The 14,058-nt window shown below is 66.3% G+C and carries 14 protein-coding genes and 1 pseudogene; 10 read left to right on the top strand and 5 right to left on the bottom strand.

The genetic code is table 11. The annotated features are described in order from the left end of the window. A partial coding sequence (locus F2Q65_RS16880) for a hypothetical protein (protein WP_211354074.1) occupies positions 1-325 on the top strand: 325 nt, incomplete at its 5' end. 45 nt (positions 326-370) lie between these two features. Here the strand turns inward: F2Q65_RS16880 and F2Q65_RS16885 are convergent. Continuing rightward, positions 371-1,609, bottom strand: a complete 1,239-nt coding sequence (locus F2Q65_RS16885) for a benzoate/H(+) symporter BenE family transporter (protein WP_150094583.1) — start codon at positions 1,607-1,609, stop codon at positions 371-373. Positions 1,610-1,746: 137 nt separating this feature from the next. Here F2Q65_RS16885 and F2Q65_RS16890 point away from each other — a divergent pair, with 137 nt between their 5' ends. Both F2Q65_RS16890 and F2Q65_RS16895 read left to right on the top strand, forming a co-directional pair. Beyond that, positions 1,747-2,085, top strand: a complete 339-nt coding sequence (locus F2Q65_RS16890) for a LysR family transcriptional regulator (protein ID WP_211354075.1) — start codon at positions 1,747-1,749, stop codon at positions 2,083-2,085. Between the two features lie 173 nt (positions 2,086-2,258). After that, positions 2,259-3,695 (top strand): NAD-dependent succinate-semialdehyde dehydrogenase, encoded by a 1,437-nt coding sequence (locus F2Q65_RS16895; RefSeq protein WP_150094584.1) that lies wholly within the window; start codon positions 2,259-2,261, stop codon positions 3,693-3,695. 51 nt (positions 3,696-3,746) lie between these two features. Here F2Q65_RS16895 and F2Q65_RS16905 read toward each other — a convergent pair. The 3 genes and pseudogenes from F2Q65_RS16905 to F2Q65_RS16915 all read right to left on the bottom strand — a co-directional run bounded on the left by F2Q65_RS16905 (position 3,747) and on the right by F2Q65_RS16915 (position 6,634). Continuing rightward, positions 3,747-4,493 (bottom strand): annotated as a pseudogene (locus F2Q65_RS16905) (EAL domain-containing protein). Positions 4,494-4,496: 3 nt separating this feature from the next. Then, entirely contained in the window at positions 4,497-5,135 is a 639-nt protein-coding gene (locus F2Q65_RS16910) for a NapC/NirT family cytochrome c (RefSeq protein ID WP_150094587.1), read from the bottom strand. Then, positions 5,132-6,634 (bottom strand): multiheme c-type cytochrome, encoded by a 1,503-nt coding sequence (locus tag F2Q65_RS16915; RefSeq protein ID WP_246156307.1) that lies wholly within the window; start codon positions 6,632-6,634, stop codon positions 5,132-5,134. Before F2Q65_RS16915 ends, F2Q65_RS16910 begins: the two co-directional genes overlap by 4 nt. Positions 6,635-7,105: 471 nt before the next feature. On the opposite strand from F2Q65_RS16915, the gene F2Q65_RS16920 reads away from it, so the two are divergent. From F2Q65_RS16920 to F2Q65_RS16935, 4 genes are all read left to right on the top strand, one after another. Beyond that, positions 7,106-8,422, top strand: a complete 1,317-nt coding sequence (locus F2Q65_RS16920; RefSeq protein ID WP_150094588.1) for a cytochrome c family protein — start codon at positions 7,106-7,108, stop codon at positions 8,420-8,422. Positions 8,423-8,523: 101 nt separating this feature from the next. Then, complete coding sequence (locus F2Q65_RS16925; protein WP_150094589.1) at positions 8,524-9,486, top strand: carbon-nitrogen hydrolase; 963 nt, start codon at positions 8,524-8,526, stop codon at positions 9,484-9,486. A gap of 99 nt (positions 9,487-9,585) precedes the next feature. Next, positions 9,586-10,686, top strand: a complete 1,101-nt coding sequence (locus tag F2Q65_RS16930) for an anthranilate phosphoribosyltransferase (protein WP_150094590.1) — start codon at positions 9,586-9,588, stop codon at positions 10,684-10,686. A 13-nt stretch (positions 10,687-10,699) separates the two neighbouring features. Next, positions 10,700-11,041: a Rieske (2Fe-2S) protein gene (locus tag F2Q65_RS16935; protein WP_150094591.1), complete on the top strand. Its 342-nt coding sequence runs from the start codon at positions 10,700-10,702 to the stop codon at positions 11,039-11,041. A gap of 22 nt (positions 11,042-11,063) precedes the next feature. Here the strand turns inward: F2Q65_RS16935 and F2Q65_RS16940 are convergent, their stop codons facing one another. Next, positions 11,064-11,660 (bottom strand): DUF2726 domain-containing protein, encoded by a 597-nt coding sequence (locus F2Q65_RS16940; RefSeq protein ID WP_170265793.1) that lies wholly within the window; start codon positions 11,658-11,660, stop codon positions 11,064-11,066. Positions 11,661-11,892: 232 nt separating this feature from the next. Between F2Q65_RS16940 and ccmA the strand changes: the two genes are divergently transcribed. The 3 genes from ccmA to ccsA are packed head-to-tail and all read left to right on the top strand — an operon-like array spanning position 11,893 to position 14,050. After that, the gene (gene ccmA, locus F2Q65_RS16945) at positions 11,893-12,576 is read left to right on the top strand and encodes a cytochrome c biogenesis heme-transporting ATPase CcmA (protein WP_150094593.1); all 684 of its coding nucleotides are present in this window, start codon (positions 11,893-11,895) and stop codon (positions 12,574-12,576) included. Then, positions 12,570-13,241 (top strand): heme exporter protein CcmB, encoded by a 672-nt coding sequence (gene ccmB / locus F2Q65_RS16950; RefSeq protein WP_150094594.1) that lies wholly within the window; start codon positions 12,570-12,572, stop codon positions 13,239-13,241. The genes ccmA and ccmB overlap by 7 nt, the downstream gene beginning before the upstream one ends. A 50-nt stretch (positions 13,242-13,291) precedes the next feature. Next, complete coding sequence (gene ccsA / locus F2Q65_RS16955) at positions 13,292-14,050, top strand: cytochrome c biogenesis protein CcsA (RefSeq protein ID WP_150094595.1); 759 nt, start codon at positions 13,292-13,294, stop codon at positions 14,048-14,050. The last annotated feature ends 8 nt before the right edge of the window (positions 14,051-14,058 follow it).

Below are 14,058 nucleotides of genomic sequence, written 5' to 3' on the forward strand. Positions count from 1 at the left end.
TGCAGTGGAGTGCGGCCGTCGTGTACGCGGCTTGGGCGATGTGGATTTGCTGGTGACGGGGCGGCGACATCTGCTTGCCGTCGAAATCAACGGCTTTCAGCGCTGGGGCACCCGCCGCGCCGATAAGCGACGCGAACGGCTGGCGCTTGAGCAATGCGTGCGCCAACGCGAAATGCTCGATGCCGATGGCGCGCTGCTGTGGTTGCCCGACGCCACCCCCAGCCTGTGGCAAAGGCTGTGGGGCTATTCCTTCGCTGGGCGAGGCGTAGCGCTGGTGCATGGCGACGAACAGCGCTTGTTACGCGCACTGCGGCGCAAGCTGTAAGCGGGCGCACCCAGCCTGCCTGGGCGCGCCACCCCAGGATCACCCTCAGTTGCGATTGGCCAGCGTGGTGAAATCGTGCTTTTCCATCAGCCAGGACACGCCAAAGCCAGCCACCAGACCCCAGAACGCAGCACCGATGTTGAACATGCCGATGTCGGCCACCGTGACGATCAGGCTGACCAGTGCGCCGAGCGTAAACTTGCCGCCGCTGAACGAGCCCAGAAAGGCCCCCTGCAGCACCCGCAGCATCGCCAGCCCGCCGAGCACCATGATGAACTCCTTGGGCGCGGCCAGCATCAGGCCGGTGAAGGTCGGCGCCATCAGACCGAACAGCACGCCCAAGAGGCCGAAGGTGAGCGCGGCGGTGTATTGGCGATCGAGCTTGCCCGAGGAGGTCATCAACGCATTGCTGGGGCCAGTCAGGCAGGTGCTGACCGCGCCGACCATGGCGCTGAAGAAGGCCCCGACGCCACAGGCCACGGCGATCGCATTGACCGGCGGCTCATGCTGGGCGCCCTTGAGCACCGCTGTGCCCTGCCCGTTCTGCACTACCAGCACGGTGATCGCCAGCGGCACGACCAGCTCGATCAGCGCCGCCAGCGACCACACCGGCGCCTGCACCACCGGCTGGGCGAAGGCGAAGCTGCCGAGCGTTGCGGTATCGACCCGGCCGAGCACGCCAATCAGCAGGGCACCGATCAGCAAAGCGCCAATCGCCGGCGGCACGCGCTTGGCCCATGCCGGGCTGGACGACAGCAGCAGGAAGGCGATGATCATCGGCGCGGCGATCGCCACGTCGCTATCCAGGGCGCGCACGATGTCCAGCCCGAAGCTCAGGAACACGCCCGCCACCATGCCCATCACGATCGGCATCGGCAGCGCCCCCATCACCCGCTTGACCCAGCCGCTGGCGCCCAGCACCAGCACCAGCAGGCTGGTCGCATAGAAAGCGCCAATTACCTCGGCAAAAGACAGATGCTGCAGCGCCGGGCCGACCAGCACGGTGCCCGGAATCGTCCACGCAAAGCCGAGCGGCATCTTGTAGCGCAGGCTCATCGCCAGCGTGATCAGGCCGTTGATGAAGAACACACCGAAAACCCAAGAGGCCAGCTCGGCCTGGCTGAGGCCGCCGCGGCTGCCCACCGACAGAATCACGGCGAGCGGGCCGGTGGCGGAAAAGATGAAGGCAATCAGACCGTTGGCGAAATAGGTCAGGCCGTAGTCGTCGAGGATGCGGCGCAGGCCGGGGGCCGAGCCCTGAGGGCGTTCGAGATGAGTCAGCATATGAAGAAGCGATCAAAGGAAATGATGAAAGAATGGCACGGATGATCGCTGTTTGCTTTTAAGAGATAAAGCACCTCAAAATGACTACACTGTTTTTTATGAACAAATAATTGGCTCGTATGGATCGCTTTCAGGCCATGCGCCTGTTTACCCGCATCGTCGAACTCGGCAGCTTTACCCGTGCCGCCGAGCAACTTGGGCTGCCGCGCGCCTCGGCCACCCAGATCATCAAACAACTCGAAAGCCATCTGGGCGTGCGCCAGCAGGGACGGCTCGAACAGGTCACCTGCGCCAGCGCCGGCTATCTGGCCACGCATCCAGCACCGACCCGCCTGGACGCGCTCGATGAACACTGGATGGTCGATTACCTGTCTGCCTCCACGGGCAAGTCGCTGCCCTTGGAATTCGAGGTCGATGGACGCTTGGAGCGGCGCAGCCTGCGCTCACGGCTGTCCGTCAATAGTGGCGACGCCTAGGGAAACGCTGATTTAGTCAGCACAAGCCTTTCACTCACTTATCCACACGCTGGCCCACACGCCTGTCCCCACCGGCTGGGGACAAAACCCGCGCTGCAATGCGCTAGAGCGCAAATGCTCCGCTGGCCTAGAATCACGGCTGCATCACTTTTTTCTGCACAAGGACAAAGCCCATGGAATACCCCAACACCCAGCTTTTGATTGCCGGCCAATGGCAGGATGCCGCCGACGGTCGCAGCCTGCCCGTCTTCAACCCGGCCACCGGCCAGGAAATCGGCCGCGTTGCCCACGCCGGCATTGCCGACCTCGACCGCGCCCTGGCCGCCGCCCAGCAAGGCTTCGACACTTGGCGCGACATGCCGGCCATCGAGCGGGCCAAGATCATGCGCCGCGCCGCCGGCCTGTTCCGTGAGCGCGCCGATCAGGTCGCCCGCCTGCTGACCCAGGAACAGGGCAAGCCGCTACCGGAAGCCAAGCTGGAAACAATGGCGGCCGCCGACATCATCGAATGGTTCGCCGACGAAGGCATGCGCGTCTATGGCCGCATCGTTCCGTCGCGCAATCTGGCGGTCAGCCAACTGGTGGTGAAGGATCCGGTGGGCCCGGTCGCCGCCTTCACCCCATGGAACTTCCCCATCAACCAGGTGGTGCGCAAGGCGGCTGCGGCGCTGGCCACCGGTTGCTCGATCCTGGTCAAGGCGGCCGAAGAAACCCCGGCTGCCCCCGCCGCACTGATCCGCGCCTTTGTCGATGCCGGCGTGCCGGCGGGCGTGGTGGGACTGGTGTATGGCAACCCGGCTGAAATCTCCAGCTACCTGATCCCGCATCCGGTCATCCGCAAGGTCACTTTCACCGGCTCGACCGCAGTGGGCAAGCAACTGGCCGCGCTGGCCGGCCAGCACATGAAGCGCGTGACCATGGAACTGGGCGGCCACGCGCCGGTGATCGTCGCCGAAGACGCCGATCTGGAACTGGCGGCAAAGACCGCGAGTGCGGCCAAGTTCCGCAACGCCGGTCAGGTCTGCATCTCGCCGACCCGCTTCCTCGTGCATGAAAGCGTAAAGAACGACTTTGCCGCGGTGCTGACCCAGCATGCGCAAAACCTCAAAGTGGGCGACGGTCTGGCCGAAGGCACCCAGATGGGGCCGCTGGCCAACCCGCGCCGCCTGACTGCGATGGCCGATTTCCTCGAGGATGCGGTCAAGCAGGGCGCGACGGTCGCCGCCGGCGGCCAACGTCTGGGCGATGTCGGCAACTTCTTTGCGCCGACCGTGCTGACCGACATACCGCTCAATGCCCGCGTGTTCAACGATGAGCCCTTCGGCCCGGTCGCGGCCGTGCGCAGCTTCAACACGCTGGAAGAAGCGATCGCCGAAGCCAACCGCCTGCCTTACGGCCTGGCCGGCTACGCCTTCACCCGTTCGCTGAAGATCGCCCACCTGCTGTCGCGGCGGGTCGAAGTCGGCATGCTGTACATCAACCAGGGCGCCACGCCCTCGGCTGAAATGCCCTTCGGCGGTATCAAGGATTCGGGCTATGGCACCGAAGGCGGCCCGGAGGCGCTGGAGGCATACCTGAACACGCGGGCAGTCAGCATCACCAACCTATAAAGCCTGCAGGCAGCGGCCTGCGCCCCGTCCGGGCGCGGGCCGGCAGCCGATCTAGAAAAAGAGTGATTCGGCCTTCGCCGTCTCGGCCTGCAGCAGGCGCGGCGGCACCACCTCGGTGAAGCGGACCTGCAGCAGCGCCTCGAACACCTTCGGAGGCACCGGCTTGGAATAATAGAACCCCTGCGCGTGATCGCATTCCATTTCGGCCAGTATTCTGGCCTGCGCCAGGGTTTCCACCCCTTCGGCGATCACCTCGACCCCCAGCCCGTGCGCCATCATGATAATGGCCCGTCACAATACGCGGTCGGCCGGATTGGTTTCAAGGTCGCGCACAAAGGCTTTGTCGATCTTGATGAAGCCAATCTCGATCTTTTGCAGATAGGCCATCGACGAATAACCGGTGCAGAAATCGTCCAGCGACAGATGGATGCCTGCGGTGCGTAGCGCGTTCAGCTGCTCTCCCACCTGGCCTGCCGTTTCCAGCAGCAAACCTTCGGTGATCTCGACCGCAATCGCACTGCCTGGCAGGCCAACCGACTGCATGAAATCCAGGACCACACAGTCCCCACTCGCCTGCTGGAATTCCAGCGGCGACTTGTTGATGCTCAGTTGCAGCGCATGGCGTTGCCGCCAGCGCACAAGCTGGCGGCAGGCGGCCCGGAAGGCCATGCGCCCGATGGGGGCGATCAGGCCGTTCTTTTCGGCCAGCGGGGCGAAACGGGCCGGGCTGATCAGCCCCTCTTGCGGATGCAGCCAGCGCAGCAGAGCCTCGGCCTTGCCGATGGTGCCAGTGCGCAAGGGCTAGCGCGCCTCTGGCCCGGCCAGCAGGTCCGCCGCGGCGCCGGGGGCCAGGCCGAACTCCTGCTCGACCATGGCGTTCCAGGCCTCGCGCTTGAAGGTGCGCTGGTCCGGCACCTTGCGGTGCACCAGGTTGTAATGACAGTCGATGCAGGTCTTGCCCTCGGTCTCCTCGCGATGGATGGCGGCGGTATTGGCGCGGGTGCCTTGAATGGCATCGACGACGTGACAGCGGTTGCAGGTAGCGGAGTCGCGGTCGCGAAACCAGGCGCGGGCGGTAAAGGCCGATTCCGGCAGATGCAGCAGATTGATCACCGGGTCGTCATAGTCCGCACCGAACAGTTGCTTGAACAGGTCGCCGATGCCGACTGCGTGGTCATAGGTGGCCGCGATCAGGCCTTCCGAGACATGGCAGTCGCCGCAGCTCGCGCGCACGCCGGACGGCGAGTTGTAGTGCGGCGATTGCTGGTAGGCCACCTCGGCATAGGTCATGGAATGGCAACTGGTGCAGAACGCATTGGTGTTGGTGAAGTGGTCGAACTCCAGCAGGAAGAAGACGAAGGCAACGCCACCAAGGCTGCCCGCGATCAGCGCGAACAGCACATGCCGGGTGATGAACAGCGGGGCCCTGAGCTTGATCATTCGGCCTCCGTCGTCGCGGCGGCCGGATCCGGATCCGGCGCCGGCACATGGCCCAGGATGGGATTGGCCTGCTGCGGCTGCCCGAGCCAGGCATGCTGCTCGGATTGCCGGATCCATGGTTCCACCAGTTCGCCCGTCCGCTCGCCGGCCAGCGCCCGCGCCTGGGGCAGGAAACGGCTGTAGAAATTGCGCCCCACCAGGTACATGCCTTCCCACCAGGCATGGTTCGGGCTGGCCATGGAGGCCCCGTGGCGGGCGCGGGCGCCTTCGTCGTGCCACAGCTCCCAGTAGGTGAACTCGATGGGCTCGTCGAACGGCAGCGGCGTCAGCAGTTCGGCGTCGTACAGGCCCTGCATGATGGCCTGCGCCGGCTCGCCGAACTTGGCGTTGAACAGCTCGACCACGGCGTCGAACTGCGACATGAAGCCCTCGGTGAAGGTCTTGGAATGGCACTCCAGGCACACCAGCGACATGATCTGCCGCCGCCGCTCCGGCGTCGCCACCACCTTGACCTTGCCGATGCTGCCATCGGCCTTGACCACCTCGCTGCCCCGGCGCGGCGGGGCGTCAGCGGCGGGCAATTCCAGCTTTGAGCCATCCTCGAGCACGATCAGGTACTGCCGCTGCGACACCGGGGAGTTCAGGCTCCAGGCATTGCGCATGCCGACATCATGGGTGGCCGGAATCTTGCCGGCGGCGCCCATGTGGCAGGTGACGCAGGTCGGTGCCGCGGTGTAGTTGACACCAGCCACCCAGCTGTCCGAGTCCAGGTTCATCCCGGCGTGCCGGGCCTTGTAGAGCATGCCGTGCTTGGAGGCCTCGAAGATCTCCTTGTCTGGCGAGTCAGGCCCGGAATGGCAGCGGACACAGGCCTCCGGCTCCCGCGCCTGGGCCTTTGAGAAGGCATGCCTGCCGTGACAGGACGAGCAGGATCCCCGGGACCCGTCCGGATTGATGCGGCCGATGCCCGAGTTGGGCCAGGTCGCCGGGTCCAGCGTGCCATCGCCGCGCACGCTGACCTGAGAGCCGTGGCATTGATCACAGCCCGCCGCCTGCATCGCCGCCCCGGTGAGATTGTGCGCCAGTGCCGGCACCCGGTCGGCGATCAGGGCGTAGGCCTCGGCATGCACCGAACCGGCCTGTTGCTGGTACTCCGTCGCGTGACAGCGACCGCAATCCTTCGGCGAGACGATGGTGGCGATGATCTGCCCCTCGTGCTCCATCGCGTCCGCCTCGTCCGCGGTGGCCTGATGGCAGTCCATGCAGTTGACGCCGGCGACGCCATGGGCGCTGCTGCGCCATTCAGCGGCCAGCCCCGGGGAGGCCTTCTCGTGGCAGCTCGCGCAGTCCTCGCCCCCGGGATGACCCCAGTCGTCGGCGTCCAGGGCCACCTTGTCGGCCAGCGCCTGCGGGCCGACAAACGCCCCCAGCAGCAGCATCATCAGCAGACAGTTGATGCCTGTACGGGTATTTAGGTCAATCTTCTTCCTGGCTCTCATCGGGATGCTCCTCCTCCGCGGGCGCCGATCTCCAGCGAGACGGACCGGCCTCTCTGCCGACTCCCGCCCACCGGCCATCCTGCCCAACATGCCGCGCGTGGTTCGACGGCGTGGTCTTCGGTTTTAAGCCGCCTTGCCGAATCGCGTTGCAGAATCGGCGTCCGAACCGTTTGCTGGCACGCCTTTTTATCGAACCTTTTTTCGAATCGCGCGTTGCGATCGACGCCTTGCGACTCGCTTGCTTGATGATTATTTTAGTGTTTAATTATTTAGTTATTTTCATAGCCTTTATATCCGATGCTATCTGCGATAAAAGGCGTCGTCATCGCGTTTTCTTCCGGAAATTAAATCAATTCACAGGACAAAGGGCAATAGCGATCATTGACTGAGCTCATGTTCATGCCTTCGCAGACGGGAAAGAATAGAGACGGTCCGAAAACGCACAGTCAAGACCGCGAAGGAGGAGCATTGATGTTACGACAAGTTATTGGCTTTAAAGCATTTTATACCGCCGCGCTGGGGCTGGCGATGCTGCTTTCCCTGTCGCCCGCGGCGCAGGCGGAAGCGTCCGGCGAGTCCATCCACCATGTCTCTTCAGAGGTCTGCGCCAACTGCCATCAGGAGATATTCAAGCAGTGGAAGCAATCGATGCATGCGCAAAGCACGGCGCTCACCGATCCGATCCACGGCACCTTCTACCGACAGGTGGCCGGCGATCCGACGCAGGAGGGCGTGCTGCACAAGGCCTCGGGAAAATTCCCCATCTGCCTGCAGTGCCATGCACCCAACGCCGCCAAGGACCAGACCACCAAGCTGGATGCCATGGCCGCCTACAGCGAGGGCGTCAACTGCATCGCCTGCCACACGCTGAAACACTACAAGGGCATCCGTACCGAAGACGGCAAGTTCAGGCTGGGCATGAAGGCCTATGAGATCAGCGACCATGTGCAAGGCCCCAGCGGCATCAACAACGGCCTCGCCGCGCTGGCCGCCGCGGGCGACGACCTGTTCGGCGGCGCCGGCGTCGGCGATATCTCATCCAAGCCGAATCCGCATCTGGGCGAGCCCATCGAACTGGAGGGGCTGCAGATCCCGGCCCTGCCGATGCAGGGCAATCCGCGCCTGATGAAGACCTCCGACGCCTGCATGGGCTGTCACGACCAGCGCAACAACCCCCACGGCGTGCCGTTGTGCCAGACCGGCAACGAATACGTCGCCAGCGGCAGTGACGTGAACTGCCTGTCCTGCCACATGCCGGTGACCGACGGCGTGGCGGATCACACCATGGGCGGCGGCCACAATCCGGCCGTACTGCGCCGCGCCGTGGTGTTCGACATCGACAGCGTGCGCGATGGCGACATCCTGAAGACCGCGGTCTACCTCAAAAACCAACAGCCGCACGCGTTGCCCACCGGGGCCCCGTTCCGCAACATCTACGTCAAGCTCACCGCCTACGACAGCACCGGCAACCCGATCTGGCAGAACGCCGAGGGGCATCCGGCCAAGGAGGATCCGCAGGCCTACATGGCCTATGCCCTGAGCGATGACCAGGGCATGCCGGCGCCGCCCCCGATGGCCACCAAGCCCGGCGACGACACCCGGCTGAAGCCCCACGAGGAGCGCACGCTGACCTACGAGATCCCGGCGGCCGATGTCGCCCTGGTGCGCGGCGAGCTGTACTACAACCTGCTGTGGCCCGGACTGGTGAAGAAGTTCTCCCACCTGCCGGACGAACTGAAGCAGCCGGTGCTGATGGCCGAGGCAGAGGAGACCATCGTCAGCCAGTAAGGCAGTACGAGGCGGGCCTGCAGGCGGCGCAATGCCGCCTTGCCTGCCACGCGCACAAGCCTGAAAATGCCGGGCCATCCGCACCAACCCCGGTGGCCCGCATGCCTCAGATCCTCAAGCTCGCGCTGATCCAGCACGCCCTTCGCGCCGACCCGGATTTCGATCCGGGCCGCAACCTCGACGCCTGCATCGACGCCTGTCGCCGCGCCGCCGCCTCGGGCTGTCGGTTGGTGCTGCTGCAAGAGCTGCACAACGGGCCCTATTTCTGCCAGCAGGAGACCGTGGAGCGGTTCGACCTGGCCGAGCCCGTGCCGGGGCCCACCACCCGGCGCCTGGGCGCCGTCGCGGCCGAGCTCGGCATCGTCATCGTCGGCTCGCTGTTCGAGCGCCGCGGACCCGGCCTGTACCACAACACCGCCGTGGTCCTGGACGCCGACGGCCGCCTGTGCGGCACCTACCGCAAGATGCACATCCCGGACGACCCAGGCTTCTACGAGAAATTCTATTTCACCCCCGGCGATCTCGGCTTCGAGCCGGTGGACACCGCCGTCGGGCGGCTCGGCGTGCTGGTGTGCTGGGATCAGTGGTTTCCGGAGGCCGCCCGCCTCATGGCCCTTGCCGGCGCCGAGCTCCTGCTCTACCCCACCGCCATCGGCTGGGACCCGCAGGACGCTGCCGACGAACAACAGCGCCAGCTGGACGCCTGGATGACGGTGCAACGCGGCCATGCCATCGCCAACGGGCTGCCGCTGGCGGCGTGCAACCGCGTGGGCTTCGAAGCGGCCGCCGCTGGGGCCTCTGAGGGGGCTGCAGCCGCCGGCGCCGAGGCCGCTGCGGCAAGCGACGGCATCCTGTTCTGGGGCAACTCCTTCGTCTGCGGCCCCCAGGGCGAACTCCTCGCCCACGGGCCATCGGACCAGGAGGCCATGCTGCTGGCGGAGATCGACCTCGGCCGCAGCGAGCAGGTGCGCCGCATCTGGCCGTTCCTGCGCGACCGGCGCATCGACGCCTACGCCGATCTCTCGCGGCGCTGGCGCGACCGGCAACCGCCCGGTCCGGACTGAAGGTCCCTCTGGAACACCCGGGTTGAAGCAACCGCCGCCGGCCCCGATGTCCGCCGCAGTCGACATGCCCAGTAACCAGCACACGAAGAGCAGCACCCCATGAACGAGACCCAGCGGACGATGCGCTCCATCATCCAGCGCATCGCGACCGGCCCGACACTGTCCAAGGACATCTCCGTGGAAGAGGCCCGCATCGGCATGCAGGCCATCCTCGACGACGCGGTGGACCCGGTCCAGGCCGGCATCTTTCTGATCGCGCTGCGCATGAAACGGGAGACCGACGACGAGATGCGCGGCGTGCTCGACGCCGTGCGCGACGCCACCGCCCACGTGGTGGCGGATGTCGACGAGGTGGTGGACGTCGGCGACCCCTACGACGGTTACAACCGCTGCCTGCCGGCGTCGCCGTTCCTGCCGGTGGTGCTGGCGGAATGCGGCGTGCCGGCCATCAGTCAGGGTGCGGAAGCCGTGGGGCCGAAGTACGGCGTCACCCACCGCCATGTGCTGGCCGCCGCGGGCATCGCGGTCGACCTGTCCCCGAGCGAGGCCGCCGCGCGCCTGTCCGACCCAGCGCTGGGCTGGTCCTACGTCGACCAGCGCGCCTTCGCCCCTAGGCTGCACGCGCTGGTGCCGCTGCGCAGCACCATCGTCAAGCGCCAGGTGCTGACCACCGTGGAGGTCATGGCCCGGCCGATCCACGGCCGCCGCAAGACCCACCTGGTCACCGGCTATGTGCACAAGCCCTACCCGCGCATCTACGCCCTGCTGGCGCGTCACGCCGGCTACGAGTCGGCCCTGCTGGTGCGCGGTGTCGAGGGCGGTGTGGTGCCGTCCCTGCGCCAGCAAGGGGTCTGCTTCAATTACCAGCAGTGTGGCGAGGAACAGGCCTTCGACATCGACCCGACCGCCATCGGCATCGAGCAGAACGTCCGCTCGGTGCCGCTGCCCGACGACCTGCCCACCGCCAACCGACCCGGCGACGACATCGCCGTGGCCGTGGATGTGCAGGCCACCGCTGCAGCCGCGGCCCGCGCCGGCATGGCCGCCCTGGAAGGCGACCGCGGACCCACCTATGACAGCCTGGTCTTCTCCGGCGCGCTGGTGCTCTGGCACCTGGGCCGCGAACGCTCGCTGCCGGCCGCGGCAGACCGCATTCGCGCCGCGCTGGATTCCGGCGCAGCGGCCCGGCGCCTGCGCTGAGGGGGTGTTGCCAATGGACGCACCCTACGTCGCCGTGGCCGCGGCCGCGGACATCGAGCCCGGCAAGTTCGTCAAGCTCACGCTCGATCTTGACGGCCGCCCCCAGGCCTTCCTGATCGCCCGCGTCGGCGATGACTACTACGCCGTCGAGGACAACTGCAGCCACGAGGACTACCCCCTGTCCTACGGCTGCCTGGACGGCAACCGGATTAAGTGCTCCCTGCACGGCAGCCACTTCAGCCTGGAGACCGGCGAGCCCGAAGACGACCCGGCGGACACGCCCATCGCCACCTATCGACTGAAGCTCGCCGACGGCCAGGTGTGGCTGGACCCCAGCGCACCGAGCAACCGGTAGTGCGGATTGGGTAGAAGGCGGATCATTTAACCGCCGTGTCTTGCAGGCTCGCGGACAGCGCCTCCAGCACCGCCTCCTCGTCCTCCCGCGCCGGCTCGTCCGGCCTGAACGTCAGCATATCGGCGCTGTCGACCACCTCCGCGATGTGCCGGCGCACCGCCTCCGGATCCCCCTCGCCCTGAGCCGGCAGCGGGATCAGGGGCAGCCCCGCCGCCGCGCAGAGCTCCGACAGGTACGCCAGCGACTGCCGCCGGGCCCGAGAACCCCTGTCCTCGGCAATCACCAGCGCACACAGCGGATGGGCATCAGCCGCCGCACAGACCAGGAAGTCCAGCACCAGGGGCTGCAACTGCGCCGCACCCCGCGCCCGGCGTCGCGCGGACTGCCCCGGCGCCGGCTGCAGCACCGCCGCCGCAGGCACCTGGCACATCACCAGCCGCCCGGCACCGGCCGCCTCCCGAACGATCGCCAGACAGCGCCGCCGGTCGGCATCCAGAAAGGGCTCACGGCGCGCGAAGGCCACCGGCCGCTCCTGCCGACGCACCGCCGCCAGCAGTTCCAGCAGCAGCACAAGACCCAGCAGGGCCGAAAACAGGATGATCAGGGAGAGCGCTTCCAAGGACAGCTCCAACGTAGCGTGACAACCCGATGCCTGCAACGCCGCAGGCAATGTGTCGATCACCCGGCAACGGTTTCAAGGCACCCAACGCCCCCATCTTATCCGCCTTGCGGGCGGGCTGCCGAATCCCCCGAGTTGTCGACAACCGACAGACCTTGTATCGTTCGGGTCGCCGTGGGCATGTGACTCACGCGCTACCCCCTTTGCCCCCAGGTTCAGGAATCCAACCCGCATGCTCGAAGTCGCAGCCCTGGCCTGCCGCCGCGGCGACCGCCACCTGTTCTCCGACCTCAGCCTGACGGTTCGGCCACGGACGCTGCTGCATGTGCGCGGCCGCAACGGCAGCGGCAAGACCACCCTGCTACGCGCCCTCAGCGGCCTGCTCCGGCCCGAGACAGGCAGCATCCGCTGGCGCGGCGAAGACATCCACCACCTGGGCGACGACTTCAACCGCGACCTGCTGTACTTCGGCCACCTCAACGGCATCAAGGCCGACCTGACCGGGCTGGAAAACCTGCGCGTCATGGCCACGCTGGACCAGGACCCGGCCAGCGACGACGACATCCTCGACGCCCTTGAACACATCGGCCTCGGCGGCTTCGAAGACCTGCCCACGCGCATGCTGTCCCAGGGCCAGAAAAAGCGCGTTGCACTGGCCCGGCTGATCCTCAGCAATGCCCCGCTGTGGATCCTCGACGAGCCCTTCACCGCCCTGGACAGCGACGCCGTGCACCTGCTGCAGACGCTGATCAGCAAACAGGTCGCCGACGGCGGCACCGTGGTGCTGACCACGCACCAGGAGGTCGAACTCACCCGCGGGCAGATCCAGCGGCTCACGCTCGGGGCCCACGACACCGACATGCAAGAGCCCGCGGAAGAAGCGCCTAGCAACGAGGGGAGCGCGCCGCCGTGCTGAAGGTATTTGGCTGCATCCTCGGTCGCGACATCACCCTGGCGCTGCGACGCCGCACCGATGTGCTGACCACCCTGTTCTTCTTCATCATCGTGGTCAGCCTGTTCCCGCTTGGTGTCGGCAGCGAGCGCGAGATGCTGCGCGAGCTGGGGCCCGGCGTGGTCTGGGTGGCGGCCCTGCTGGCCTCGATGCTGGCGCTGGAGCGGCTGTTCGCGGCCGATTTCGATGACGGCACCCTGGAACAGATGATGCTCACCGGGCAGCCCCTGGCGCTGCTGGTGCTGGCCAAGATCGTCGCCCACTGGCTGCTGACCGGGCTGCCGCTGGTATTTATCGCGCCGCTGGTAGGCATGCAGTACCATCTCAGCGACGGCGCGATCTGGATCATGATGGCCTCGCTGGCGGTGGGCACGCCGATCCTGAGCCTGCTCGGCGCCATCGGCGCCGCCCTGACCCTGGGCCTGCGCGGCGGCGGCATCCTGCTGTCGTTGCTGATCCTGCCGCTGTACATCCCGGTGCTGGTCTACGGCTCCGGCGCCGTCGCCGTGAGCATGATCGAAATCGCCGACACCCAACCCTATTTCTACCTGTTAGGCGCCTTCCTGTTGCTCGCGCTGCTCTTTGCGCCGCTGGCATCGGCGGCGGCATTGCGCATCTCTGTCGAGTAACACCGGGGAGTGACGCCGGCAACCCGCATACGAGGCTGAATCCCTTCGCCATGACGATCAACTTGTTCAAATATGCCGCTCCCACGGCCTTCTATCCGGCCGCCGGCCGCCTGATCCCCTGGTTCGGCGGCCTGGCCCTGATCCTGATCCTGTTCTCGCTCTACTGGGGCTTCTTCGAGACCCCCGAGCGGCTGGGCGGCAGCAATCCGCAGAAGGAGTACTACCGCATCATCTTCATCCATGTGCCCGCGGCCTGGATGAGCATGTGGCTCTACCTGGTGCTGGCGGCCTGGTCCGCCATCGGCCTGGTGTTCAACACCCGCCTCAGCTTCATGATGGCCAATGCCGTGGCGCCCACCGGGGCCATCTTCACCTTCATCGCCCTCTGGACCGGCGCCTTCTGGGGCCGCCCGAGCTGGGGTACCTACTGGGACTGGGATCCGCGGCTGACCTCAGAACTGATCCTGTTCTTCCTGTACATCGGCTACATCGCACTACACTCGGCCATCGACGACACCCGTCGTGCCGATCGCGCCTCGGCCCTGCTCGCCATCGTCGGACTGGTGATGCTGCCCATCATCTTCTGGTCCATCAACTGCCCGGACCCGAACCAGTGCGCCGCGCTGCACCAGCGCTCGTCGCTGTCGAACATCGAGAGCAACATCCTCACCGCCATGCTGACCATGACCCTGGGCTTCTGGCTCTACTCCTTCGCCACCAGTTTTGCGCGGCTGCGCGGCATCATCCTGCTGCGCGAGTCCGACAGCGGCTGGGTGCGTAAAATCGTCGAGCGGGAGGCACGAACGTGATGGAATCG

The organism is Thiohalocapsa marina, assembly GCF_008632335.1.
Classification (GTDB): domain Bacteria; phylum Pseudomonadota; class Gammaproteobacteria; order Chromatiales; family Chromatiaceae; genus Thiohalocapsa; species Thiohalocapsa marina.

Coding starts and splice junctions, on each gene's coding strand:
- ccmA (WP_150094593.1), top strand. CDS start 11,893: ATGCTCGAAGTCGCAGCCCTGGCCTGCCGCCGCGGCGACCGCCACCTG.
- F2Q65_RS16890 (WP_211354075.1), top strand. CDS start 1,747: ATGCGCCTGTTTACCCGCATCGTCGAACTCGGCAGCTTTACCCGTGCC.
- F2Q65_RS16910 (WP_150094587.1), bottom strand. CDS start 5,135: ATGATCAAGCTCAGGGCCCCGCTGTTCATCACCCGGCATGTGCTGTTC.
- F2Q65_RS16920 (WP_150094588.1), top strand. CDS start 7,106: ATGTTACGACAAGTTATTGGCTTTAAAGCATTTTATACCGCCGCGCTG.
- F2Q65_RS16885 (WP_150094583.1), bottom strand. CDS start 1,609: ATGCTGACTCATCTCGAACGCCCTCAGGGCTCGGCCCCCGGCCTGCGC.
- F2Q65_RS16935 (WP_150094591.1), top strand. CDS start 10,700: ATGGACGCACCCTACGTCGCCGTGGCCGCGGCCGCGGACATCGAGCCC.
- ccsA (WP_150094595.1), top strand. CDS start 13,292: ATGACGATCAACTTGTTCAAATATGCCGCTCCCACGGCCTTCTATCCG.
- F2Q65_RS16930 (WP_150094590.1), top strand. CDS start 9,586: ATGAACGAGACCCAGCGGACGATGCGCTCCATCATCCAGCGCATCGCG.
- F2Q65_RS16895 (WP_150094584.1), top strand. CDS start 2,259: ATGGAATACCCCAACACCCAGCTTTTGATTGCCGGCCAATGGCAGGAT.
- F2Q65_RS16925 (WP_150094589.1), top strand. CDS start 8,524: ATGCCTCAGATCCTCAAGCTCGCGCTGATCCAGCACGCCCTTCGCGCC.
- F2Q65_RS16915 (WP_246156307.1), bottom strand. CDS start 6,634: ATGAGAGCCAGGAAGAAGATTGACCTAAATACCCGTACAGGCATCAAC.